Origin of the sequence: Sphingomonas aerolata (assembly GCF_003046295.1) — a bacterium.
Taxonomy (GTDB): Bacteria; Pseudomonadota; Alphaproteobacteria; order Sphingomonadales; family Sphingomonadaceae; genus Sphingomonas; species Sphingomonas aerolata.
In genome coordinates, this window is the sequence record NZ_PZZN01000003.1 from 145,958 (window position 1) to 168,824 (window position 22,867).

Sequence of the window (22,867 nt, forward strand, 5' to 3'; positions counted from 1 at the left end):
GGTCAGAACGCGCGCCGGTGCTTTCCGCCATAGCGACGGCCGATATAGTCGCCGATATGCGCGACCTCGATCGCCGCTTCGCGCACTGCGCCGTTCTGGCAAGGCATCGGGTCGCTGGCCGGTTCGGCGGCGCGGCGTTGAACCGTGGCGCAAAGCTCCTCGATATCGGCGCGCGACAGGATGTTCTTCTCGCGTAACAGGCAGATCAGGCTTTGCAGGATGACGAGGTTCTTGTCCTCGGGATCGGCTTCGAGCCGTAGCGGCGTCGTCACTGTCTCTCTCCTTATGTTTATCCGGTGATGATATGCTCATGAGGTTCAGGCGCAAGGATTGATTTTCGCTGTGTTGCAAAGGCTTGCCGGTAACGGGTGACGCATCGCCCAACGCACCCTATCTGGTGGGGATGTACAAACCGAAAGCCGGTCTTCCGACCCGCCAGCAGATCCTGGACTTCATCGCGTCATCGGACGTCCCAGCGGGTAAACGCGAGATCGCCAAGGGCTTCGGCCTGAGCGCGCAGGACAAGATCGGACTGAAGGCGTTGCTGAAGGACATGGCGGACGAGGGGCTGATCGACAGCGCCCCCGGCCGCGCGTTCCACAAGATGGGCGGCGTGCCCAAGGTTACCGTGCTGCGGATCGCCGATGTCGACGATGCGGGCAATGTCTGGGCGGTCCCCGAGCGCTGGGAGGCCGAGGGCGTGCCACCGCCGCGGCTGCGCGTGCGCGAACGCAAGCGCGGTGCGCTGGGGGTCGGCGAGCGGATCCTCGCGCGGACCGAGGAGGCCGGCAATGGCTGGACCGCGCATCCGATGAAGGTGCTCGCGCCCGCGTCCGAACAGGTGCTGGGCGTGCTGCGCGAGGAGGCGGGGCGGTTGTGGCTGACCGGCGTCGACAAGCGTGAGCGGCGTGAGTTCGCGGTCGCCGATGCCGGCGGCGCCGCGCCGGGCGATCTGGTGCTGGCCGAACTGGCGGGCAAGCCGCCGCGGATCGCCGCGCGGGTCGTCAACAAGCTGGGCGACCCGTTTGCGGCGCGCAGCTTCTCGCTGATCGCGATCCACAAGCACGGCATCCCCGACGTGTTCGCGGTCGAGGCGATCGACGAGGCCAAGCGCGTCGCGCAGCTCCCGCTCGGCGACGACCGTGAGGATCTGCGCCACCTGCCGATCGTCGCGATCGATCCGGAGGATGCGCGCGATCATGACGACGCGGTCTGGGCGAAGGCGGACGAGGATCCGGCGAATGCCGGCGGCTGGAAGGCGATCGTCGCGATCGCCGATGTCAGCTTCTACGTGCAGCCCAAGTCCGAAATCGACCGCGAGGCGCGACGTCGCGGGAATTCGGTCTATTTCCCCGACCGCGTCGTGCCGATGCTGCCCGAGATCCTGTCGGCGAACGTCTGTTCGCTGAAGGAGGGCGAGGATCGGGCCGCGCTCGCCTGTCATTTGGTGATCGGCAAGGACGGGTCGCTCAAGTCGTGGCGTTTCACCCGCGCCGTGGTGCGGATTGCGGCGAACTTGGCTTATGAGGAGGCGCAGGCCGCTATCGACGGGACGCTGGCGCTCGACATGACCGAGACGGTGCTGAAGCCGCTCTGGGGATGCTGGGCGTCGCTGGCAAAGGCCCGCGATGCACGAGCGCCGCTCGACCTTGATTTGCCCGAGCGGCGGGTGGTGCTCGACGAGAAGGGGCGGATCATGTCGGTCGCACCGCGCGAGCGGCTCGATGCGCACCGGCTGATCGAGGATTACATGATCGCGGCGAACGTTGCCGCGGCCAAGGCGCTCGAGGGCAAGAAGGCGCCGGTGATGTACCGCGACCACGAGCCGCCGAGCCGCGAGAAGCTGATGGCGCTGAAGGATTATCTCGAGACGTTCGGGGTGCCGTTCGCGCTGGGGCAGGTCATCCGGCCAGCGACGTTCAACCATGTGCTCGAGCGGATCGGTGACGCCGATTTCCGGCCGCAGGTGATGGAGCAGGTGCTGCGCACGCAGACCCAGGCCTATTACAGCCCCGCAAATCATGGGCATTTCGGGTTGGGGCTCGGCAGCTATGCGCATTTCACCTCGCCGATCCGCCGTTATGCCGATCTGATCGTGCATCGATCGCTCGTCGCGGCCTATGGCCTGGGGGCAGGCGGTCTGCCTGCCGAGGATGCAGCCGGGATGGAGGCGATCGGCGAGACGATCAGCCGGCTCGAACGCCGCGCGATGGAGGCCGAGCGCGACACGATCGACCGCTATGTCGCCTCGTTCCTCTCCGAACGCGTCGGCCAGATCATGGAAGTGCGGATCACCGGCGTCACCAATTTCGGATTCTTCGCGACCGTCGAGGGAATCGGCGGCGACGGGCTGATGCCGGTGCGCGACCTTGGCGGCGAGTATTTCCGTTTCGACGAGGCGGCGCGGACGCTGGTCGGCGAAGACAGCGGCGACGTCTATGCGCAGGGGCAGATGCTCGACCTCAAGCTCGCCGAGGCGAACCCGGTATCGGGCGCGTTGCGGTTCGAAATGCCCGAGGGGAAGGGGGCCGCGGGACCGGCACGCGCGCGCAAGCCGGGCCGCGAGATCAAGCGGCGCGGGCGTCCGGCGAACATCCGGCACCAGGGAAAGCGACGCTGATTGTGATCCCTGTTGCCACGGATGATGCGGAAGCTTTGGCATAAGCCCGGCGAGGTGCTAACGGCGCGCGCATGACGACCGAATTGTCCCGCATCCGCAACTTCTCCATCATCGCGCATATCGACCATGGCAAGTCGACGCTCGCCGATCGACTGATCCAGCAAACCGGCGGTCTGACCGCGCGCGAAATGTCCGAGCAGGTGCTCGACAACATGGACATCGAGAAGGAGCGCGGGATCACGATCAAGGCGCAGACCGTGCGCCTGGCCTACAATGCGAAGGACGGCCTCGACTATGTCCTGAACCTGATGGACACGCCGGGGCATGTCGACTTCGCCTATGAGGTGAGCCGCAGTCTGGCCGCTTGCGAGGGCGCGCTGCTGGTCGTCGACGCGGCGCAGGGCGTCGAGGCGCAGACCTTGGCCAATGTCTATCAGTCGATCGAGCATAATCACGAGATCGTGCCGGTCATCAACAAGATCGACCTGCCCGCCGCCGAGCCCGAAAAGGTCCGCAAGGAAATCGAGGACGTGATCGGCATCGACGCGTCGGAGGCGGTGCTGGCGTCGGCGAAGTCGGGAATCGGGATCGAGGACATCCTCGAGGCGATCGTCACCAAGATCCCGCCGCCCAAGGGCGATCCGGAGGCACCGCTGAAGGCCATGCTGGTCGACAGCTGGTACGATCCGTATCTCGGCGTCGTCATCCTCGTCCGCGTGATCGACGGCGTCCTGAAGAAGGGCCAGCAGATCAAGTTCATGCAGACCGGCACGATGCATCTGGTCGACCGGGTCGGGTGTTTCCGCCCGAAGATCGAGCAGCTGACCGAACTCGGCACGGGCGAGATGGGCTTCATCACCGCGCAGATCAAAGAGGTCGCACAGACTCGCGTCGGCGACACGATCACCGATGCGAAGCGGCCTGCGCTGGAAGCGCTGGCGGGCTTCAAGGAAGTCCAGCCGGTGGTGTTCTGCGGCATGTTTCCGGTCGATGCCGCGGAGTTCGAGAAGCTGCGCGAAAGCATCAGCAAGCTGCGCCTCAACGATGCGAGCTTCTCGTTCGAGATGGAGACGTCGGCGGCGCTGGGCTTCGGTTTCCGCTGCGGGTTCCTCGGGCTGCTCCATCTGGAGATCATCCAGGAGCGCCTGACGCGTGAGTATGACCTTGACCTCATCACCACCGCGCCGTCGGTGGTCTACGAGATCGAGCTGACGCACCCCGATCCCGCGGGCACGACGCATATCGAGTTGCACAACCCCGCCGACATGCCCGAGCCGAACAAGATCGCAACGATCAGTGAGCCGTGGATCGAGGCGACAATCTACGTCCCCGACGAATATCTCGGCAGCGTCCTCAAGCTCTGCCAGGACCGCCGCGGCATTCAGAAGAACCTGACCTATGTCGGCGGCCGCGCGCAGGCGACCTACGAGCTGCCGCTCAACGAAGTCGTGTTCGACTTTTACGATCGGCTGAAGTCGATGTCGAAGGGCTATGCGAGCTTCGACTATCACCAGATCGGCTATCGCGAGGGTGATCTCGTCAAGATGGGTATCCTGGTCAACGAGGAGCCGGTCGATGCGCTGAGCATGATCGTCCACCGCGGCACCGCCGAGGTGCGCGGCCGCGGGATGGTCGAGCGGCTGAAGGACCTGATCCCGCGTCACCTGTTCAAGATCCCGATCCAGGCAGCGATCGGCGGCAAGGTGATCGCACGCGAGACGATCAGCGCGATGCGCAAGGACGTGACCGCCAAATGCTATGGCGGCGACGCGAGCCGCAAGAAGAAGCTTCTGGAAAAGCAGAAGAAGGGTAAGCTGAAGATGCGCGAATATGGGTCGGTCAGTATCCCGCAGGAGGCATTCATCGCTGCGCTGCGGATGGGCGACGACTCCTGATCGGATGTTCTCTTTCAGGCTGACGTGACGGATTTGTCATCGTCCCGATCGGTCGCGGGCATGAATGGTGGTGCATGGCCCGCGATCCTGGGGTCGGATAGCGTTGGTCATGGCACTGCATCCTGTTTTCTACGACGCTAGCGGTCGGCGTCGTCGTCGTTTCGCACTGGGTGTCATCGCGTTCGTCGCGCTCGTCTTATTGTCGGTCGCGGTGTTCGCCGTGTCGATCGGCGCGGTCCCGTCGGCACCGTTGCTGCCGTTCGAGCCCGAGCATCCCGGCCTCCACCGTCTTCCGGCACCGCATAGCGGCGTGATCGGCCGGGCGCAGCGCAGCATCGATTATTACGGCAAGGCGCTGTTCGGTGGCCCCACCGCGGGCGCCGGCAAGGCGGGTGCGAAGGGGGGCGTCGGACAGGCACCGCGCGCGACCAATCCGCGGCTGGCCATCGCCTTCCACGTGCCCTGGGACGAATCGAGCGTGGCGAGCCTTACCCGGCATGTCGAACAACTCGACTGGGTCATTCCCGGCTGGGTGTCGGTGACCGGGGCCGACCACCGGATCACTATGTTCCGCGATGTCGCGGGCCGCGCGGTGCTCAATCGCGCGATCCACCGCCCGGTGATCCTGCCCATGGTTCAGAACGCCAAGGATGGCGACTGGGACGGCGCGGGCAGCGCCGCGCTGTTTGCGGATGCGAGCGCCCGGCGCGCCTTTCTCGATCGGCTGGTCCCGTTCCTCGCGGCGAACCATGCAGGCGGCGCCTTCTTCGATTTCGAGAGCCTGCCCGCGGGGGCGCAGGCGAACTACCGCCTGTTCCTTGCCGAGGCGAAGGCGCGGTTCGCACCGCGCGGCTGGGTCGTCGCGATCGCGGCGCCGGTCGGGAATGCCGACTGGAACATGCATGCCTATGCGCGCGTGACCGACAAGATCTTCCTGATGGCCTATGACGAGCACGAGACGAGCGGCCCGGCCGGGCCAATCGCATCGCAGCGCTGGTTCGCGCGGTCGGTCGCGAATGCCGCGCGCGGCGTCGCCCCCTCAAAGCTGGTCGTCGCGTTCGGATCCTACGCCTATGACTGGCATGACCGTGGCGGCGATGCGCTGGGCGTCGAGGAGGCGTGGCAGGCGGCGGCCGATTCGGGCACCGTCCCGACGTTCGACAAGGGCAGCGGCACCAGCAGCTTCGCCTATGCCGATGGCGGGACCCGGCATCAGGTCTGGCTGCTCGATGCGGCCAGCGCGTACAACGAACTGGCTTTTCTTCAAAAAGCGGGGGTGCAAAGCTTCGCGCTGTGGCGGCTTGGGTCGGAGGATCCGGCGCTCTGGTCGATCTTCGGGCGCAACCATCGCCGATTGCCCGATCCGCGCGCGATCAATACGACCCCGGCCGGGACGAATGTCGATATCGAGGGCAATGGCGAGATCCTGAAGATCGGGTCGACGCCGGTGTCCGGGCTGCGTGATACGGTCGCGGCTGCCGACGGAACGATCGCGGACGTCCGCTTCACGCGCATGCCCTCGCCCTACGTCGTCCAGCGGACGGGCTACAGCCCGCGGGCGCTGGCGCTCACTTTCGACGATGGGCCGGACGCCGAATGGACGTCGCAGATCCTGGATATCCTCAAGCGCAAGCACGTGCCGGCGACGTTCTTCGTGGTGGGCGAGAATGCGCTGACGCAGCGGAGCCTGCTCGAACGTATGGTGGCCGAAGGGCATGAGGTCGGCAGCCACACCTATACGCACCCCAATCTGGCGACGGTATCGGGGCGCCAGGTCGGGTTCGAGCTCAACACGACGCAACGGCTGTTCCAGGCGTTCACTGGGCGATCGCTCCGCCTGTTCCGCGCGCCCTATTTCGGCGATGCCGAGCCGAGCACCGCGGACGAGATCAAGCCGGCACTCGAGGCGCAGCAGCGCGGCTATGTATCGGTCGGCCTGCACGTCGATCCCGACGACTGGAAGCGTCCGGGCACCGCGGCGATCATCGACCGCACGATCGCACAGGTCGTGGAAGGATCGCCCGAACGCAGCGCCAACATCATCCTGCTGCACGATGCGGGTGGCAACCGTGCGCAGACCGTCGCGGCGCTGCCGGTGATCATCGATCGATTGCAGGCGATGGGCTATCATTTCGTGCCCGTCTCCGCGCTGGCCGGGCTGACGCGCGATGCGGCGATGCCGGTGATATCGTCGAGCGACCGGGTCGCGGCGGTCGCGGATCTTGCGCTGTTCAGCACGCTGGGTGGACTGGTAATCGGCCTGCGCTGGATCTTCGGGATCGCGATCACGATCGGCATCCTTCGCGCGCTCGCGCTGTCGGCGCTGGCGCTGATCCAGGCACGGCGCGAATTGCGGACGGTGTTCCCGGCGATCGATCCGGCTCGATTCGTCACGGTGATGATCCCGGCGTTCAATGAGGAACGCGTGATCGTCCGCGCGGTCGAGGGCGTGCTGGCCTCGACCGACGTCGTGGTCGAGGTGATTGTGATCGATGACGGGTCGAGCGATGGCACGAGCCAGGCCGTCGCCACCGCCTTTGCCGGCGACGCGCGGGTGCGGCTCATGACTCTGGCGAACGGCGGCAAGGCGCGGGCGCTGAACCGCGGGCTGGCCGCGGCGCGGGGCGATATCGTGATCGCGCTCGACGCCGATACGCAGTTCGAGCCGCTGACGATCGCGCGGCTGGCGCGGTGGTTCGACGACCCGGCGCTGGGGGCGGTTGCGGGCAATGCGAAGGTCGGCAACCGGGTCAATCTGATCACCCGCTGGCAAGCGCTCGAATATATCACCGCCCAGAACCTCGAACGGCGCGCGCTCGCGCGGCTGAACGCGATGACGGTCGTGCCGGGCGCGGTCGGCGCGTGGCGACTGGCGGCAATTCGCGCGGTCGGCGGCTATCCCGACGATACGCTGGCCGAGGATCAGGATCTGACGATCGCGATCCAGCGCGCAGGGTGGACGGTCCAGTATGACCAGTTCGCGATCGCCTGGACCGAAGCCCCCGAGACGCTGCGCGCGCTTGCCAAGCAGCGGTTCCGCTGGGCGTTCGGGACGCTCCAGTGCCTGTGGAAGCACCGGTCGGCGATCGGCCGCAGCCAGCCGCGCGGGCTTGGCTGGGTCGGGCTGCCCCAGGCGATCATTTTCCAGATCCTGCTGGCGGCGATCTCGCCGATCATCGACCTCGCGCTGCTCGTCAGTGTCGCGACGACCTACGTCGCGGTGTCGGCGCATGGCTGGGCACAGAGCAGCCATGATCTGCAGACCATGCTGACCTATTGGCTGGTCTTCACCGCGATCGACCTGCTCGCGGCGACGATCGCGTTCGCACTCGAGCGGCGCGAGCGGTGGAGGCTGCTCTGGCTGCTGATTCCGCAGCGGATCGGCTATCGCCAGGTCATGTACTATGTCGTGCTCAAGGCGCTCGCCCAGGCTTTGCGGGGGCCGATGGTCGGCTGGGGCAAGCTGGCCCGGACGGGGCGCGTGACGGCGCCCTCCGGGGCAGAATGAACCCGACGTCGGTTGTGGCGTTCAGCGGGCGGCATACTATAGCGCCGTGGTGATTGGCGGGCCCGAGGGGACATGATGAAGTATCCGGTATTGCTCGCCATGCTGGCCGTCGGCGGCGTCGCGACGGGCGCTGACGCTGCACAGCGCGCGGCACCGCTCGTGCTGGCAGCGGCGAGCCTGCAGGAATCGATGACCGCGGCCGCCGATGCGTGGGCGGCGAAGGGGCATGTGCGCCCGACGATCTCGTTCGCGGCCTCGTCGGCGCTGGCACGGCAGGTCGAGGCCGGCGCGACAGCGGACCTGTTCGTGTCCGCGGATGAGGACTGGATGAATGAGCTGGCGAAGCGCCGCCTGATTGTCCCTGCGTCGCGCGTGACGTTCCTGGGAAACCGGCTGGTCGTCGCGGCGGCGGCAGGGACGACGGTGCGGATCCCGTCACGCCCGCCTGCAGCGCTGGCGCGGGTGCTGACCGCGGGGCCACTCGCGATGGCGGATACGCCCGTCCCCGCGGGGCGGTACGGCCAGGAGGCGCTGGAGGCGCTCGGCGTGTGGAAACAGGTCGCGCCGCGCGTCGTGCGCGCCGAAAACGTCCGGGCGACGTTGGCGCTCGTCGAACGCGGCGCTGCACCTTTGGGGATCGTCTATGCGACCGATGCCAAGGCATCGACGCGCGTCAGGATTGCGGGCGTGTTTCCCGCATCGACGCATCCGGCGATCACCTATCCGATCGCCCGGCTGACGACGTCGCGCAATCCGGAGGCCGAGGCGTTCCGCCGTTTCCTGACGTCACGTCAGGGCAAGGCGATCTTCGTGCGTTACGGCTTTTCGGCGCGCTGAGTGGCGGATGGGTTCGTCCTGACACCGGCGGAATGGGGGATCGTCGGTCTGTCGCTGAGGGTCGGCGCCGTCGCCATGCTGATCACATTGCCGATCGCGTTCGGCTTCGCCTGGCTGCTGGCGCGCGTGCGGTTTCCCGGGCGGATCCTCGTCGATGCGGTGATCCACTTGCCGCTCGTCGTGCCGCCGGTCGTGACGGGGTGGCTGCTGCTGCTCGCCTTTGCGCCGAACGGACCGGTTGGCGGGTGGCTGCAGTCGTGGTTCGGGGTCAGCGTGTTGTTCCGCTGGACTGGTGCGGCAATCGCGGCTGGGGTCATGGCGCTGCCGCTGATGGTACGCGCGATGCGGCTGTCGATCGAGGCGGTCGATGCACGGCTTGAAAGTGCGGCGCGGACGCTGGGCGCGGGGCCGTGGCGGGTGTTCTGGACGGTCACGCTGCCGCTGAGCGTACCGGGCGTGCTCGCGGGCGCGGTGCTGGGCTTTGCGCGATCGATCGGCGAGTTCGGGGCGACGATCACCTTCGTCTCCAACGTGCCAGGCGAGACGCAGACGCTGCCCTTGGCGATCTATTCCGCACTTCAGCAGCCGGGCGCGGAGATGCTGGTGTGGCGGCTGTCGGCGATTTCCGTCGCGCTGTCACTGATCGCGCTGGTCGCGTCCGAACTCCTGACGCGGCGCGCGGGCAGGGGGCTGCATGTCCTTTGAGATCGACGTCCGCAAGCGACTGGGCGATGCCGAGGTCGCGCTGACGCTGGCGGCGGGCGACGGCGCGACGGTGCTGTTCGGACCGTCCGGCGTCGGCAAGACCAGCATCCTGAAGATGGTCGCCGGGCTGCTTACGCCCGACCAAGGACGCATCGTCGTCGATGGCGTCACGCTGTTCGGGGAGGGTGTCAACCTGCCACCGGAACACCGCCGTGCGGGCTATGTATTTCAGGAGGCGCGGCTTTTCCCGCATCTGAAGGTGCGCGCTAACCTGCTTTACGGCGCCGGCCGCGACACGTCGGGGTTCGAGGAGCGGATCGGCTTCCTGGGGATCGCGCATCTGCTCGACCGCTGGCCGCGGTCGCTATCGGGGGGCGAAGCGCAGCGCGTGGCGATCGGACGTGCGTTGCTCAGCAACCCGCGCTTCCTGCTGCTCGACGAGCCGCTGGCGTCGCTCGACCGACCGCGCCGCGAGGAGATCGTCCGCGCGATCGAGCATCTGCGCGACGCGATGCGCCTGCCGATCCTGATGGTGACCCACGACCCCGACGAGGCCGCACGGATCGGCACCCGCGTCGTACGGATGTAGCGCAGGCATGAAAAAAGGGCGGCCCGGGAAAACCCGGACCGCCCTTTTTCGTAGCTCGGTAAAGCGTTTAGCGCTTCGAGAACTGGAAGCTACGACGGGCCTTCGCCTTGCCATACTTCTTGCGCTCGACGACGCGGCTGTCGCGCGTCAGGAAGCCTGCAGCCTTGACCGATGCACGCAGCACCGGCTCGAAGCGGGTCAGCGCCTGGCTGATGCCATGCTTGACCGCGCCGGCCTGACCCGAAAGGCCACCGCCCTTGACGGTGCAGACGACGTCATACTGACCTTCGCGCTCGGTGATGCCGAACACCTGGTTGATGACGAGACGCAGCGTCGGACGTGCGAAATACACTTCCTGGTCACGACCGTTGATCGTGATCTTGCCGGTGCCGGGCTTGACCCAGACGCGGGCGACGGCGTCCTTGCGACGGCCGGTCGCATAGGCGCGACCCTGCTTGTCGAGGATCTGCTCGCGGAGCGGCATCGGCTCGCGGACCGGCTCGTTCGAGACGGGCGCTGCGATGTCGCCTTCGCTGGTCGGCAGCGACTGTGCGGCCGGAGCAGCCGGTGCGGGCTGGTTGGTCAGGCTCGCGAGATCGGCGAGCGACTGGCGGTTGTCGGTCATTTACGCACCCACCTTGTTCTTGCGATTCATGCTGGCGATGTCGAGAACCTCGGGGTTCTGTGCCTCATGCGGATGCTCGGTACCCTTGAAGATACGCAGGTTGCGCATCTGCTCACGGCCAAGCGGGCCGCGCGGGATCATGCGCTCAACGGCCTTTTCGAGAACGCGCTCCGGGAAGCGGCCGTCGAGAACCTTGGCGGCAGTGATGCCCTTGATGCCGCCGGCATAACCGGTGTGCTTGTAATAGACCTTCTTCGCGGCCTTGTTGCCGGTGAAGCGGATCTTGTCGGCGTTGATCACGACGACGTTGTCACCGCAATCGACATGCGGGGTGAACGACGTCTTGTGCTTGCCGCGCAGGACGTTGGCGATGATCGACGCTGCGCGACCGACCACCAGATCCTCGGCATCAACGATATGCCATTTCTTCTCCACCTCGTGCGGCTTGGCCGACTTGGTGGTCTTCATGAGCGCCTTCATGGGGCTGAGACCTTTGCTGAAACGATATGCGCCGCCACGACGGACGGCGCTAACGAGGCGGCAATGGCGAAAAGGGGTGTTTAAGTCAAGCTTTCCGCCGGTTTCATGGCGGGTATCATGATACCTTGGACGGATTGCCGAGGCGATGCGCGGCAAATACCGTGGCGATCAGCAACAGCGCGGCGTTGGCCTGATGCGCGACCGCGACATGGATAGCGACGCCGGTCATCAGCGTCGCGATCCCCAGAAAGACCTGAAGCGTGACGAGCCCGACCACCCAGAAGCCGGCGCGCGAACCATGCTGCGTCGCGCGGACCGCGAGCCAGACGAGCCCGGCGGCGGTGGCGAAGGCGAGCCACCGGTGAATGAACTGCACGACGATCGGGTTGTCGACGGCGTTGGTCCAGTCGGGTGACAGCATCGGGACGCCGCCCGGGAACAGGCTGTCGCCCATCAGCGGCCAACTCGCAAAGGCATAGCCTGCGTCGAGCCCTGCGGTGAACGCGCCATAGACGAGCTGAACGAACAGCAACGCGAACGCGGTGACCGCGATCGGCACGAGGCGGGCCGGGGCCGCAAGCTTCGAGCGGTGGAGCGCGAGCAGGTCGAGCGCCGTCCAGACGATGCCGGCAAGCGTGACGAGCGCGGTCATAAGATGGACCGCCAGACGAATGTGGCTGACGTCGGTGCGCACGGACAGCCCGGACTTCACCATCCACCACCCGACAGCGCCCTGAAGCGCACCGAGCGCCAGCAGCGCGCCGAGTCGCCAGCCATAGCCGACCGGGATTGCCCGGCGCAGCGCGAACCACAGGAGCGGGATCGCGAACGCCGCGCCGATCGTCCGTGCCAGCGCGCGGTGGAGATATTCCCAGAAGAAAATCGCCTTGAACCCGTCGAGCGTCATGCCGCTGTTGAGCTGGCTATATTCGGGGATCTGTTTGTAGTTCGCGAATTCCGCGTGCCACTGCGCAAGCGTCAGTGGCGGAATGATGCCGGTGATCGGCTTCCATTCGGTGATCGAGAGCCCCGAATTGGTGAGCCGCGTTATGCCGCCCACGACGACGATACCGACGATCATCGCCGCGACGATAAGAAGCCAGATCGCGACCGCTCGCGGGCGCGCTGTGGACAGGAAGGCGGCACTGGGCTGGAGCATAGCACGGCTCTACGCCTGTCTGACTGGGGCGTCGAGTATCAGGGGTTATCGGTCGCCGGCTTTCTACCGGGCCGAGACACGTGTGCGATGCGTTGAGGACGAACGCACACGGAGGGTTGATCACGACATCGGTCGAGCGTCCTTTTCCCGAAAAAAAAGCGAGCGGACGGCGGGCGTTCGGCCGAATGTGATGTTGTATCCTTTCCTCTGATCGACTATCTGCTCGGAACGATGTCGACGACCGCCCACCATCATACCCATGCGCATCCGTCCTGGATCGCAGGCCTGGATCGCTATGCGATCGGGCTGTCGGGTCTGTGCATGGTGCACTGTCTGGCAACGTCGGTGCTGGTTGCGCTGATGTCGACTGCGGGCGGCGTGCTGCTCGATCCCATCTTCCACGAAGTCGGACTGACGATCGCAATCCTGTTCGGTGCGGTCGCGCTGGGGCGCGGGATCCTTCATCACGGCTATGCGATGCCGGCCGCGATGGGGGCGTTCGGGCTCGGTATCATGGCGGGGGCAATGACCCTCCCGCATGATTCGGGAAGCGGTGAGACGCTCTGGACGATCATCGGCGTCGCGTTGCTCGCATTCGGGCACGATCTGAACCGCCGCGCCGAAAGCTGAGCCGGGCCGCAGGAGCGCCCCGGCGCGGTCGCTGCTTGTCGCCGGTCCTGCGGCACCCTAGATTCACGGCATAATGGCAACGCACTCGCATTCACATCATGAGCCGCAAGGCGCCGACCTCAACGTTGCCGCCCAGGCAACGCTGGAAAAATCGGGCGAGCAGTGGACGACGATGCGTGCCAGCGTGTTTTCCGCGCTGGCTGGCTTCGACAAGCCGGCCTCGGCCTATGACATCGCGGAAGCCGTGTCGAAGGCGGAGGGGAGGCGCGTCGCTGCGAACAGCGTCTACCGGATTCTCGACCTGTTCGTGGGCGCCAATCTCGCGCGACGGGTCGAAAGCGCAAATGCGTACGTCGCCAACGCCCATCCCGATTGCCTTCACGACTGCATCTTCCTGGTGTGTGATTCGTGCGGGCAGACGACGCATATCGACAATGACGTGATCACCCGCGGTGTCCGCAACGCGGCAGTTTCGGCCGGTTTCGTCCCTGTCCGCCCGGTCATCGAAGTCCGCGGCCGGTGTGCGGCATGCGAGGCGCAGCGCTGATCGAAGAGGGCTGCCAGAGCGCTGACGCCTGGGCCAATCAGGCGTCGCTGCGTAGAAATATCCGCGGATGGCGGGGTTTCGTTCGGTAACAATCGACACCAAACCTGTGCTGCGATAAGCCGGTGGGATGGCAGATACTCCTGTAACCCCGTTGCTCGACACGGTTTCGACCCCCGATGACCTGCGCAAGCTGAAACCCGACCAGCTTCGCCAGCTTGCCGATGAACTGCGGACCGAGACGATCTCGGCCGTCGGCACGACCGGTGGCCACCTCGGATCGGGGCTTGGCGTGGTCGAGCTGACGACCGCGATTCATTATGTGTTCGATACGCCGCGCGATCGTCTGGTCTGGGACGTCGGCCATCAATGCTATCCGCACAAGATCCTGACCGGCCGTCGCGACCGGATACGGACGTTGCGCCAGGGTGGCGGCCTCAGCGGCTTCACCAAGCGGAACGAGAGCGAATACGACCCGTTCGGCGCCGCGCATTCCTCGACGTCGATCTCGGCCGCGCTCGGCTTCGCGGTCGCCAACAAGATCGCGGGCACGCCGGGCAAGGGCATCGCCGTGATCGGCGACGGCGCGATGTCGGCGGGCATGGCCTATGAGGCGATGAACAATGCCGAGCAGGCGGGCAACCGCCTCGTCGTGATCCTGAACGACAATGATATGTCGATCGCGCCGCCGGTCGGCGGGTTGTCGGCCTATCTCAGCCGGATCGTCTCAAGCCGCGAGTTCCTGGGCATTCGCGAGCTCGCCAAGAAGCTCGCGCGCCGCCTGCCGCGGCCATTCCACAACGCCGCGCGGAAGACCGACGAGTTCGCCCGCGGCATGACGATGGGCGGTACGCTGTTCGAGGAACTCGGCTTTTATTATGTCGGGCCGATCGACGGGCATAATCTCGAGCATCTGATCCCCGTGCTCGAGAATGTGCGCGACGCGGAGGAGGGCCCGATCCTCGTCCATGTCGTGACCAAGAAGGGCAAGGGCTATGCGCCCGCCGAGGCCGCGGCCGACAAATATCACGGCGTGCAGAAGTTCGACGTGATCTCGGGCGTGCAGACCAAGGCCCCGCCGGGACCGCCGCAATATCAGAACGTCTTCGGCGCGCAGCTCGTCGCCGAGGCCGCCAAGGACGACCGGATCTGTGCGATCACCGCGGCGATGCCGTCGGGCACCGGCCTCGATGCGTTCGCCAAGGCCTATCCCGATCGCTTCTTCGATGTCGGCATCGCCGAACAGCACGGCGTGACCTTCGCGGCGGGGCTTGCCGCGCAGGGGATGCGGCCGTTCTGCGCGATTTATTCGACGTTCCTGCAGCGGGCCTATGACCAGGTCGTCCATGACGTCGCGATCCAGAACCTGCCGGTGCGCTTCGCGATCGATCGCGCCGGGCTGGTCGGAGCGGATGGCGCGACGCATGCCGGATCGTTCGATGTGACCTATCTCGCGACGCTGCCGAATTTCGTCGTGATGGCGGCGGCGGACGAAGCCGAGCTGGTCCATATGACGCACACCGCGGCGCAGTATGACACCGGGCCGATCGCGGTGCGCTACCCGCGCGGCAACGGCACGGGCGTCGCCTTGCCTGCCACGCCCGAACTGCTCGAGATCGGCAAGGGCCGGATCGTTCGTGAGGGCAAGGCCGTGGCGATCCTGTCGCTCGGCACGCGGCTCGAGGAGGCGTTGAAGGCCGCCGATGTGCTCGAGGCCAAGGGGTTGTCGACCACCGTCGCCGATCTGCGCTTCGCCAAGCCTCTCGACGTCGAGATGATCCGCAAGCTGCTCACCACGCACGAGGTCGCGGTCACGATCGAGGAGGGCGCGGTCGGCGGTTTTGGGGCGCATGTGCTGACGCTGGCCAGTGATGAAGGGCTGATCGATGGCGGGCTGAAGCTGCGCACGCTGCGCCTGCCGGATCTCTTCCAGGATCAGGACAAGCCCGACGCGCAATATGCCGAGGCCGGGCTCGATTCGGCGGCGCTGGTGGAAACCGTGCTCAAGGCGCTGCGCCATAATTCGGGCGGGGTTGCCGAAGCGCGCGCGTGAGCGGGCCGACCAAGGCCATCGTGATCATCGCGCTCGCGGTGATCGTGATGGTGTCGCTGAACATCGCCATGTGGCGGCGGATGCGCGCCGGGCTGGCCGCGGCGCGCGCCGCGGACCAGCAGGATCAGCAGATGCCGGCAGACGACACACTGCGCGGCTGAGCCAGAATGACTGCCCGACTCGTGCCCTGCCTATCTGCCCAGATAGTGGGACTGGGCCGCGTCGGTTGCGCTGACGGCGAGGATCGATCGCGCCTGGCTCGGCGGCAGAGCCTGGCCGTGACCGTCTCCACTCGCGGCGATCACCCGCTCGAGCAGATCCTGTCCTTCGCGCCACCAGCCGATACCGCTCGCCGCGTTGAGATGCCCTTGCGGGCCGGCATCGACAAAATGACTGCCCCAGTCGGCGGCCATGCTGTGCGCCCGGTCGGGCGTGACCCAGGGATCGTCGCTGCTCGCGACGACGATCGAGGGGAAGGGCAGGGCGCCGCGCGGGGTCGGTGAAAAGCCCTTGAGCTCGGCCTGGGCCCCACCGCGATCGACATCGGCGGGTGCGACGAGCAACGCACCGGCGACGGGCCAGCCATAGGGTTGCGGGCTGAGCTCGGCCCACCACGCCGCCGCGAGGCAGCCGAGGCTGTGCGCGGCAAGGATGACGGGGGCCTGCGCGCGCCGGATCGCCTCGTCGAGTCGCGTGACCCAGGCGTTGCGATGTGGCGTGTTCCACATCCCCAATTCGACCCGGACGGTATCCGGCCGGGCATCTTCCCACAGGGTCTGCCAGTGTGACGGGCCGGATCCGCCGAGCCCGGGGACCGTCAGGATGGTCGGTTGAACGCTATCATATGGTGCAAAAGAACCCACGACGCCTCTCCTTCTCCAGACCCCCGGAGCCCGGGGGTGGGATCGTGATCGATCGACGCTCTAGGGGACGTCGGCCGATCACGATCCCTGTCCGCAAGATATTCCTACCATTCCGGTGGGCAATAGACATTGCGGCGAAAGGAAGGCAGCTTGCGATGATCGGACGCCGGGGCGATAGGCTGGGCGTATGGCAAAGCAACGCGCGGACCAGATGCTGGTCGACAGGGGACTGGTCGAGTCGCGGACGCGCGCCCAGGCGCTGATCATGGCGGGGCTGGTCTTTGCCGGCACGCGCAAGGTCGACAAGCCGGGGCAGACCCTGGCGGACGACGTCGTGCTCGACGTCCGGGGCCGCGATCACCCCTGGGTGTCACGCGGCGGGATCAAGCTCGCGCACGGGCTCGCACATTTCGACTGGACGGTCACGGATGCGGTGGCGATCGACGTCGGCTCGTCGACCGGCGGGTTTACCGACGTGCTGCTCAGCAACGGGGTCGCTCGCGTCTATGCCGTCGACAGCGGGACCAACCAGCTTGCGTGGAAACTCCGCCAGGACCCGCGTGTGATCGTCCATGAACAGACCAGCGCGCGCATCCTGACCGACGCGCATATCCCCGAACCGGTCGACCTGATCGTCTGCGATGCGAGCTTTATCGGGCTGGCCAAGGTGCTTGAGCGCCCGATCGGGTTCGCACGTCCCGGAGCGCGACTCCTCGCGCTCGTCAAGCCGCAGTTCGAGGCAGGCCGCGAAGAGGTCGGAAAGGGCGGCGTGATCCGCGATCCGGCCGTCCATGCGCGCGTCTGCGGCGAGGTCGCGGCCTGGCTCGAGGCACAGGGCTGGCAGGTCGAGGGCGTCGTCGAGAGCCCGATCACCGGCCCCGAGGGCAATATCGAGTTCCTGATCGCCGCGCATGCGGTCGCCGCGCCACGCGGCTGAGGATCCGGATGCTGCTCGCGCTGGACCCGGATCGGCCATCGCAGAATGACACACTTCCCGATCGGTCCATGCATGTTGCGGTTTACGGCAGGGCGTTCCCGCGGCAGGACTAAGCCGATCAGTCTTGAAAGGACGTATGTGGGAGGCATCGCTTCGAAGGGCCAGCTGAGGATGTCGTTCCTGCGCTGGGCGATCGTGACCGTTCCGTTGATCGTCCTGCTGGGCTTTCTGGCCGGGCGCGCGGTCCCGGTGGGGAGCGAAAGTGCCTGGTACACCAGCCTGGTAAAGCCCGCGCTCACTCCGCCAGGCTGGGCGTTTCCGGTCGCCTGGTCGACGCTCTACGTGCTGCTCGGCCTGGCTCTCGCAATGATCCTCAATGCGCGCGGCGCGCGGGGGCGAGGGCGCGCGATCGCCTTGTTTGCCGCGCAGTTCGTGTTGAATCTTGCCTGGACGCCGCTGTTCTTCGGCGCGCACCGAATCGGGGCGTCGGTGCTCGTCATCGTCGCGATGCTGCTGCTCTCGATCGCGGCGACATTCCTGTTCGCGCGTATCCGGCGCGGGGCGGCGTGGCTGATGGTGCCCTATATGGTGTGGATCAGCTTTGCGGGAATGCTCACATACGGTATAGGCCGGCTCAACCCCGAGGCCGAAACCCTTGTGCCGACGACGCGCACCTCCCAGATGTTGTGAAGAGGCGCGCGGCGCGAGTTACTAGCAGGATGATGACAATGCAGTCCGAAAACCGGATGTTCGACGATTTCGTGAAGGTCCTCAACGGCGCCGCAGGAACCTTTGCCGGTGTCGGCCGCGAAGCGCAGTCTGGGGTTCGCGAGCGTGCCCGTGAATGGCTCGGCGGCCTCGATTTCGTGAGCCGTGAGGAGTTCGACGCGGTCAAGTCGATGGCGGCCGCCGCGCGCGACGAAAATGACGCGCTGAAGGCCCGGCTCGACGCTCTCGAAGCAAAAATGCAGGTCGGCGTCTGACTTTTCCACAGATTTCTGGGCATTCGGATCGAACGGGGTTGTCGGAGCATTTTTGCCCCGGCACCCTTTGTCGCGTGACAAGGAGTGCCAGGACGTAATGATGCTCGACCACGCCGACCATGACCAGGACGATGCTGCGCCCATCGACATGCTCGAAGCCTATTATGCTGCGCATGGATGGGAACATGAACGTCACGACGACGAGATCGTCGCGACCGTAAAGGGCAGCTGGACGACGTACGAACTGCGCGCCTTGTGGCGCGAGGATGACAGCGTGCTGCAGTTCCTGGCGTTTCCGGACATCAAGGTGCCCGATGAACGGCGTCAGGCGGTCTACGAGACGATCGGGCTCGCCAACGAGCAGCTCTGGATCGGCCATTTCGAACTCTGGTCGACGAGCGGGATCCTGCTGTTCCGTCACGCGGCGATGGTCGATGGCGGTGAGGATGGCACGATGTCGCTGTCGGCTGCCGAACTGCTCGTCGAATCGGCGATCGAGGAATGCGAGCGCTTCTATCCGGTGTTCCAGTTCGTCCTGTGGGGCGGGAAGACGCCGGCGGACGCGCTTGCCTCGGCATTGATCGAAACCCAGGGCGAGGCGTGATCACGCGCGTTTCCCCGGGCGCGGCGTGCCGATGACCGGGCGGATCCTGATGATCGGCTGTGGCAATATGGGCGGGGCGATGCTGGCCCGCTGGCTTGCCGACGGCCTTTCACCCGACAGCGTGACCGTCGTCAGTCCCAGTTTGCGCGTGATGCCACCCGGTGTGCACGTCGTCGCCGCTTTGCCCGACCCCGACGACTTTTCTGCCGAAACCGTCATGCTCGCGCTGAAGCCGCAGCAGCTCGGCGCGCTGAAGACGCCGGTGTTCGCGCGCTATGCGCCAAAGCTGCTGATTTCGATCCTCGCGGGGGTCGAGATCGCCGCACTCGACCGTCTGTCCCAGGCGCAGGCGGTGGTTCGGGCGATGCCCAACCTGCCGGTTGCGATCGGCCGCGGCGTGGTTGCGCTGCACGGCGCGACGGATGACGGCGCGGCGCGTGCGACCGCGGAGGCGTTGATGACGCCGCTCGGCCTGGTCGAGTGGATCGCCGCAGAGGCGCAGTTCGATGCCGTTACCGCGCTGGCGGGATGCGGGCCGGGTTTCGTGTTCCGTTTTGCCGACGCGCTGGCCAAGGCGGGGCAGGCGCTCGGCCTGCCGGCGGATCAGGCGGCTAGGCTCGCGCTTGCGACGCTCGAGGGCTCGTCGCGGATGGCCGGCTCCGCGGACGTTTCTCCGGCGGTGCTGGCGGACCGGGTCGCGAGCCCGGGTGGATCGACACGCGAAGGGCTGAACGTGCTCGACGACGGCGATGCACTGGTCACCCTGATGACCCGCACGCTGGCGGCTTCGGCACAGCGCAATGCGGAGATGGCGGCAAACGCCCGCGACGACCGCGCGCCGCGCTAGTCAGCCGCGCAGCTTGATTACCTGCTCGCGTTCCTCTTCCGGAATCAGACCTTCGAGCACCGCCCAATAGCCCGCAACTGCGCCGTGGCCAGCGTAATTATAGGCTGCGGACATCTTCTGTCGCGCAGCTTCGAACAGGTCGCTCTCCATCTTGCTGCCGACCGGCGTCAAGCGCAGCAGCCGCTGACGCCGGTCACGATCGCCGGGACGAACCTCGATAAAGCCGCGATCGCTGAGTTCGTTCAGCACGCGGCCGAGCGACTGTTTGGTGATCGCGAGCAGCGATAGCAGCTCGCTGACCGTCATGTCCGGTTTGCGGGCGATGAAATACAGAGCGCGGTGGTGCGCGCGCCCCAGCCCCTGCTCCGCGAGCCCCGCATCGATCGACCGGACCAGATGGCTCTGACCGAAGTACAGGAGTTCCATGCCGCGACGCAGTTCGGGTTCGCGAAGAAACAGGGGTGAAGCGGGTGATGCTGAGGCAGCCATGTTGACCGGTTTAGTCTTCGGTCCTAGTCGACGGCAAGCCGTGGAAAGAGAGAAAAATTCAATGCATCCTCCGTTGTCGCAGGCCTCATCGTCCCCAGACGCGAGCATGACATTTTCGTTCGAACCGTGTGGCGATCCGGTCGCTGCGAACGAGCGTGCGCAGCGCCTGATCGATCCCGGCTTCGGCCGGGTCTTCACCGACCATATGGCGATGATCCGCTTCAGTGACGCGAAGGGCTGGCATGATGCCAGAATCACGACGCGTGCGCCGATCATGATGGATCCCGCATCCTCGGTTCTGCATTATGCGCAGGAAATCTTCGAGGGGATGAAGGCCTATCGACTCGCCGATGGCGGCACCGCGCTCTTCCGGCCCGAAGCCAATGCGCGGCGTTTCCAGGATTCGGCGCGCCGGATGGCGATGCCCGAGCTTCCCGAGTCGCTGTTCCTCGAATCGGTCGAGCGGCTGGTCCGGACGGATCAGGACTGGATTCCCGACAGCGACGGCGGCGCGCTGTATCTGCGGCCGTTCATGTTCGCGAGCGAGGTGTTCCTGGGGGTCAAGCCGAGCGCCGAATATCTCTACATGGTGCTCGCCTCGTCGGTCGGCGCCTATTTCAAGGGCGGTGCCTCCGCGGTCTCGATCTGGGTCAGCCAGCATTACACGCGCGCGGCACAGGGCGGCACGGGTGCGGCGAAGTGCGGCGGCAACTACGCCGCCAGCCTGCTCGCGCAGAAGGAAGCGATCAGCCAGGGCTGTGACCAGGTCGTCTTCCTCGATGCGGTCGAGCGCCGCTGGGTCGAGGAACTCGGCGGCATGAACGTCTTCTTCGTCTTCGAGGACGGCAGCCTGTCGACCCCCGCGCTCACGGGCACGATCCTGCCCGGCATCACCCGTGATTCGATCCTGACGCTCGCGCGGGCGCAGGGGATCACCGTGCGCGAGGAGCCCTATGCGATCGACCAGTGGCGCGCCGACGCGGCGAGCGGCAAGCTTGTCGAGGCGTTCGCCTGCGGCACGGCCGCAGTTGTGACCCCGATCGGGACTGTCGCGTTGCCCGAGGGCCGCTTCACGATCGGCGGCGGCGAGCCGGGCGCGATGACGCTGCGGATCCGCGACTCGCTCGTCGCGATCCAGCGCGGTCTGGCGCCGGATGCCAATGGGTGGGTCCATCGACTCGATTAAGACGCGATAGGGCTTTTCTCGTCGGGGCGCGCCGCTATAAGGCCGCCTCTGCTGGGGCGTCGCCAAGTGGTAAGGCAGCGGCTTTTGATGCCGCCATGCGCAGGTTCGAACCCTGCCGCCCCAGCCAGTCCTTCCTGCGTCCATCGGTTCTGCAATATGTGGGGAGCCGAGGATTGAGTGAAAGCAGGCAGTGATGACCCATCCTTATGATCTCGAACGGTTCGTCACTGCGCAGGCTGCAGTCTACGAGTCCGCGCTTGCCGAGATACGCGGCGGCGCCAAGCGTAGTCACTGGATGTGGTTCATCTTTCCGCAGATTGCCGGGCTCGGACGAAGCCCGATGGCGCAGCATTATGCGATCGTGTCACTCGAGGAAGCGCGGGCCTATCTTGCGCATCCGCTGCTCGGGGCGCGTCTGCGGCAGTGCATGGACGCGCTCGACGCGCTGACGGGGGTGACCGCCCGGGCCGTTTTCGGTGAGGTCGATGCGATGAAGCTGCGATCGTCGCTGACGCTGTTTCGCGAGGCGGGGAACGATCCGCTGTTCGGCGCGGCGCTCGATCGCTGGTTTGCCGGGACGAGCGACGCGGCCACGCTTGCTCTCATCGACAGATTGAGCTGACGACGATCCGCGTCGTGTCGATCAGTCCTCGGCCCAGCGCCGGAGGAGGTTGGATTGCGTCTTGGCGAGCAGGTCCAGTTCGGGCGTCTTGCCCAGCCGCTCGAACAGCGCGTGGCGGGCGGTTTCGAGATCGAACAGCAGTTCCCGTGCATCCGCGTCCCGAACAAGGCTCCGGACCCAGGTCACCGCGGCAAGCCGCTCGCCCGACACGACCGGCGCCACGCGGTGCAGCGAGGTCGTCGGATAGCAGACCGCCGAGCCCGCAGGCAGCTTGACGTCCTGTTCGCCGGCGGCGGATTCGATCACCAGCTCGCCGCCGTCATAATCCTCAGGCTCGCTGAGGAAGACCGTCACCGACACATCGGTCCGCATCCCGCCCATGATCGCATCGTCGACATGGCTGCCATAGGCCATGCCCGCATCATAGCGGCTGAAGAGCGGCGGGCGGACGACATGCGGCCGCGTCGCCATGCGGAACAGGGCATTGTCGAGCAGCCGATCGACGACGAGGTCCTGCATCTCGGCGAGCAACGGGTCGCTACGGTCGACCTGTTCGTTGCGTTTGACCGTGCGTGCCTCGCGCCCGGTCGTCCGTCGGCCGTCGACATAGCGGGTCTTGCGCATATTATCTCGCAGCCACTGGAGATTGTCCGCATCCAGGACGTTGGCAATCATGATCATCATGGGAAAT

The 22,867-nt window shown here is 66.2% G+C and carries 24 protein-coding genes and 1 tRNA gene; 18 read left to right on the forward strand and 7 right to left on the reverse strand.

The features are described 5' to 3' along the window. Nucleotides 1-2 precede the first annotated feature (2 nt). A complete protein-coding gene (locus C8J24_RS13245; RefSeq protein WP_031439915.1) occupies nt 3-272 on the reverse strand; it encodes a hypothetical protein in 270 nt (89 codons plus the stop codon). 131 nt (nt 273-403) lie between these two features. Between C8J24_RS13245 and C8J24_RS13250 the strand changes: the two genes are divergently transcribed. The 6 genes from C8J24_RS13250 (at nt 404) to C8J24_RS13275 (ending at nt 10,154) form a co-directional block, all read left to right on the forward strand. Next, complete coding sequence (locus tag C8J24_RS13250) at nt 404-2,620, forward strand: ribonuclease R family protein (protein ID WP_107933074.1); 2,217 nt, start codon at nt 404-406, stop codon at nt 2,618-2,620. Nucleotides 2,621-2,691: 71 nt separating this feature from the next. Next, nucleotides 2,692-4,515: a translation elongation factor 4 gene (lepA, locus tag C8J24_RS13255; RefSeq protein ID WP_107933076.1), complete on the forward strand. Its 1,824-nt coding sequence runs from the start codon at nt 2,692-2,694 to the stop codon at nt 4,513-4,515. A gap of 109 nt (nt 4,516-4,624) precedes the next feature. Next, on the forward strand, nt 4,625-8,023 hold the full coding sequence (locus C8J24_RS13260; protein ID WP_107933078.1) for a trifunctional glycoside hydrolase family 18/polysaccharide deacetylase/glycosyltransferase family 2 protein: 3,399 nt from the start codon (nt 4,625-4,627) through the stop codon (nt 8,021-8,023). A 75-nt stretch (nt 8,024-8,098) separates the two neighbouring features. Continuing rightward, nucleotides 8,099-8,860 (forward strand): molybdate ABC transporter substrate-binding protein, encoded by a 762-nt coding sequence (gene modA / locus C8J24_RS13265; RefSeq protein ID WP_107934202.1) that lies wholly within the window; start codon nt 8,099-8,101, stop codon nt 8,858-8,860. Further along, nucleotides 8,861-9,565 (forward strand): molybdate ABC transporter permease subunit, encoded by a 705-nt coding sequence (gene modB / locus C8J24_RS13270; RefSeq protein WP_107933080.1) that lies wholly within the window; start codon nt 8,861-8,863, stop codon nt 9,563-9,565. Beyond that, complete coding sequence (locus C8J24_RS13275; RefSeq protein WP_107933082.1) at nt 9,555-10,154, forward strand: ATP-binding cassette domain-containing protein; 600 nt, start codon at nt 9,555-9,557, stop codon at nt 10,152-10,154. Before modB ends, C8J24_RS13275 begins: the two co-directional genes overlap by 11 nt. Nucleotides 10,155-10,221: 67 nt before the next feature. Here C8J24_RS13275 and rpsI read toward each other — a convergent pair whose 3' ends face one another. The 3 genes from rpsI to C8J24_RS13290 form a co-directional block, all read right to left on the reverse strand. After that, complete coding sequence (gene rpsI / locus C8J24_RS13280; RefSeq protein ID WP_043157976.1) at nt 10,222-10,779, reverse strand: 30S ribosomal protein S9; 558 nt, start codon at nt 10,777-10,779, stop codon at nt 10,222-10,224. Continuing rightward, nucleotides 10,780-11,259, reverse strand: coding sequence for a 50S ribosomal protein L13 (gene rplM, locus C8J24_RS13285; protein WP_037530138.1), 480 nt, complete (start codon nt 11,257-11,259; stop codon nt 10,780-10,782). A gap of 115 nt (nt 11,260-11,374) precedes the next feature. Next, a complete protein-coding gene (locus tag C8J24_RS13290; RefSeq protein WP_107933084.1) occupies nt 11,375-12,418 on the reverse strand; it encodes a COX15/CtaA family protein in 1,044 nt (347 codons plus the stop codon). 231 nt (nt 12,419-12,649) lie between these two features. Between C8J24_RS13290 and C8J24_RS13295 the strand changes: the two genes are divergently transcribed. From C8J24_RS13295 to C8J24_RS17595, 4 genes are all read left to right on the forward strand, one after another. Continuing rightward, the gene (locus C8J24_RS13295) at nt 12,650-13,048 is read left to right on the forward strand and encodes a MerC domain-containing protein (protein ID WP_042466454.1); all 399 of its coding nucleotides are present in this window, start codon (nt 12,650-12,652) and stop codon (nt 13,046-13,048) included. A gap of 73 nt (nt 13,049-13,121) precedes the next feature. After that, nucleotides 13,122-13,595: a Fur family transcriptional regulator gene (locus C8J24_RS13300; protein ID WP_107933086.1), complete on the forward strand. Its 474-nt coding sequence runs from the start codon at nt 13,122-13,124 to the stop codon at nt 13,593-13,595. Between the two features lie 127 nt (nt 13,596-13,722). Further along, nucleotides 13,723-15,645 carry a 1-deoxy-D-xylulose-5-phosphate synthase gene (gene dxs, locus C8J24_RS13305; RefSeq protein ID WP_107933088.1) on the forward strand — a complete coding sequence of 641 codons (1,923 nt, stop codon included), beginning with the start codon at nt 13,723-13,725 and terminating at the stop codon, nt 15,643-15,645. Then, on the forward strand, nt 15,642-15,806 hold the full coding sequence (locus tag C8J24_RS17595; RefSeq protein ID WP_159510704.1) for a hypothetical protein: 165 nt from the start codon (nt 15,642-15,644) through the stop codon (nt 15,804-15,806). The genes dxs and C8J24_RS17595 overlap by 4 nt, the downstream gene beginning before the upstream one ends. Before the next feature lie 30 nt (nt 15,807-15,836). Here the strand turns inward: C8J24_RS17595 and C8J24_RS13310 are convergent, their stop codons facing one another. Next, nucleotides 15,837-16,508, reverse strand: coding sequence for an RBBP9/YdeN family alpha/beta hydrolase (locus C8J24_RS13310; protein WP_107933090.1), 672 nt, complete (start codon nt 16,506-16,508; stop codon nt 15,837-15,839). Between the two features lie 187 nt (nt 16,509-16,695). Between C8J24_RS13310 and C8J24_RS13315 the strand changes: the two genes are divergently transcribed. The 5 genes from C8J24_RS13315 to C8J24_RS13335 all read left to right on the forward strand — a co-directional run bounded on the left by C8J24_RS13315 (nt 16,696) and on the right by C8J24_RS13335 (nt 19,879). Then, nucleotides 16,696-17,445, forward strand: coding sequence for a TlyA family RNA methyltransferase (locus tag C8J24_RS13315; protein ID WP_107933092.1), 750 nt, complete (start codon nt 16,696-16,698; stop codon nt 17,443-17,445). 171 nt (nt 17,446-17,616) lie between these two features. Continuing rightward, on the forward strand, nt 17,617-18,135 hold the full coding sequence (locus tag C8J24_RS13320) for a TspO/MBR family protein (RefSeq protein ID WP_107933094.1): 519 nt from the start codon (nt 17,617-17,619) through the stop codon (nt 18,133-18,135). A gap of 38 nt (nt 18,136-18,173) precedes the next feature. Beyond that, the gene (locus C8J24_RS13325; protein WP_031395657.1) at nt 18,174-18,428 is read left to right on the forward strand and encodes an accessory factor UbiK family protein; all 255 of its coding nucleotides are present in this window, start codon (nt 18,174-18,176) and stop codon (nt 18,426-18,428) included. A 97-nt stretch (nt 18,429-18,525) separates the two neighbouring features. Continuing rightward, the gene (locus C8J24_RS13330) at nt 18,526-19,032 is read left to right on the forward strand and encodes a type III secretion system chaperone family protein (RefSeq protein ID WP_031395656.1); all 507 of its coding nucleotides are present in this window, start codon (nt 18,526-18,528) and stop codon (nt 19,030-19,032) included. A 31-nt stretch (nt 19,033-19,063) separates the two neighbouring features. Then, nucleotides 19,064-19,879 carry a pyrroline-5-carboxylate reductase family protein gene (locus C8J24_RS13335; protein WP_107933096.1) on the forward strand — a complete coding sequence of 272 codons (816 nt, stop codon included), beginning with the start codon at nt 19,064-19,066 and terminating at the stop codon, nt 19,877-19,879. Here the strand turns inward: C8J24_RS13335 and C8J24_RS13340 are convergent, their stop codons facing one another. Then, complete coding sequence (locus C8J24_RS13340) at nt 19,880-20,368, reverse strand: MarR family transcriptional regulator (protein ID WP_107933098.1); 489 nt, start codon at nt 20,366-20,368, stop codon at nt 19,880-19,882. Nucleotides 20,369-20,474: 106 nt separating this feature from the next. Between C8J24_RS13340 and C8J24_RS13345 the strand changes: the two genes are divergently transcribed. From C8J24_RS13345 to C8J24_RS13355, 3 genes are all read left to right on the forward strand, one after another. Beyond that, nucleotides 20,475-21,554 (forward strand): branched-chain amino acid aminotransferase, encoded by a 1,080-nt coding sequence (locus tag C8J24_RS13345; protein WP_107933101.1) that lies wholly within the window; start codon nt 20,475-20,477, stop codon nt 21,552-21,554. A gap of 52 nt (nt 21,555-21,606) precedes the next feature. Continuing rightward, a tRNA-Gln gene (locus C8J24_RS13350) sits at nt 21,607-21,681 on the forward strand. Nucleotides 21,682-21,747: 66 nt separating this feature from the next. After that, entirely contained in the window at nt 21,748-22,176 is a 429-nt protein-coding gene (locus C8J24_RS13355) for a DUF1810 domain-containing protein (protein ID WP_107933103.1), read from the forward strand. Nucleotides 22,177-22,197: 21 nt separating this feature from the next. Here C8J24_RS13355 and C8J24_RS13360 read toward each other — a convergent pair whose 3' ends face one another. Then, nucleotides 22,198-22,860 (reverse strand): Fe2+-dependent dioxygenase, encoded by a 663-nt coding sequence (locus C8J24_RS13360; RefSeq protein ID WP_107933105.1) that lies wholly within the window; start codon nt 22,858-22,860, stop codon nt 22,198-22,200. Nucleotides 22,861-22,867 lie beyond the last annotated feature (7 nt).

Coding starts and splice junctions, on each gene's coding strand:
- C8J24_RS13250 (WP_107933074.1), top strand. CDS start 404: ATGTACAAACCGAAAGCCGGTCTTCCGACCCGCCAGCAGATCCTGGAC.
- lepA (WP_107933076.1), top strand. CDS start 2,692: ATGACGACCGAATTGTCCCGCATCCGCAACTTCTCCATCATCGCGCAT.
- C8J24_RS13260 (WP_107933078.1), top strand. CDS start 4,625: ATGGCACTGCATCCTGTTTTCTACGACGCTAGCGGTCGGCGTCGTCGT.
- modA (WP_107934202.1), top strand. CDS start 8,099: ATGAAGTATCCGGTATTGCTCGCCATGCTGGCCGTCGGCGGCGTCGCG.
- C8J24_RS13275 (WP_107933082.1), top strand. CDS start 9,555: ATGTCCTTTGAGATCGACGTCCGCAAGCGACTGGGCGATGCCGAGGTC.
- rpsI (WP_043157976.1), bottom strand. CDS start 10,779: ATGACCGACAACCGCCAGTCGCTCGCCGATCTCGCGAGCCTGACCAAC.
- rplM (WP_037530138.1), bottom strand. CDS start 11,259: ATGAAGGCGCTCATGAAGACCACCAAGTCGGCCAAGCCGCACGAGGTG.
- C8J24_RS13290 (WP_107933084.1), bottom strand. CDS start 12,418: ATGCTCCAGCCCAGTGCCGCCTTCCTGTCCACAGCGCGCCCGCGAGCG.
- C8J24_RS13295 (WP_042466454.1), top strand. CDS start 12,650: ATGTCGACGACCGCCCACCATCATACCCATGCGCATCCGTCCTGGATC.
- C8J24_RS13300 (WP_107933086.1), top strand. CDS start 13,122: ATGGCAACGCACTCGCATTCACATCATGAGCCGCAAGGCGCCGACCTC.
- dxs (WP_107933088.1), top strand. CDS start 13,723: ATGGCAGATACTCCTGTAACCCCGTTGCTCGACACGGTTTCGACCCCC.
- C8J24_RS13315 (WP_107933092.1), top strand. CDS start 16,696: ATGGCAAAGCAACGCGCGGACCAGATGCTGGTCGACAGGGGACTGGTC.
- C8J24_RS13320 (WP_107933094.1), top strand. CDS start 17,617: ATGTCGTTCCTGCGCTGGGCGATCGTGACCGTTCCGTTGATCGTCCTG.
- C8J24_RS13325 (WP_031395657.1), top strand. CDS start 18,174: ATGCAGTCCGAAAACCGGATGTTCGACGATTTCGTGAAGGTCCTCAAC.
- C8J24_RS13330 (WP_031395656.1), top strand. CDS start 18,526: ATGATGCTCGACCACGCCGACCATGACCAGGACGATGCTGCGCCCATC.
- C8J24_RS13335 (WP_107933096.1), top strand. CDS start 19,064: ATGACCGGGCGGATCCTGATGATCGGCTGTGGCAATATGGGCGGGGCG.
- C8J24_RS13340 (WP_107933098.1), bottom strand. CDS start 20,368: ATGGCTGCCTCAGCATCACCCGCTTCACCCCTGTTTCTTCGCGAACCC.
- C8J24_RS13345 (WP_107933101.1), top strand. CDS start 20,475: ATGACATTTTCGTTCGAACCGTGTGGCGATCCGGTCGCTGCGAACGAG.
- C8J24_RS13355 (WP_107933103.1), top strand. CDS start 21,748: ATGACCCATCCTTATGATCTCGAACGGTTCGTCACTGCGCAGGCTGCA.
- C8J24_RS13360 (WP_107933105.1), bottom strand. CDS start 22,860: ATGATGATCATGATTGCCAACGTCCTGGATGCGGACAATCTCCAGTGG.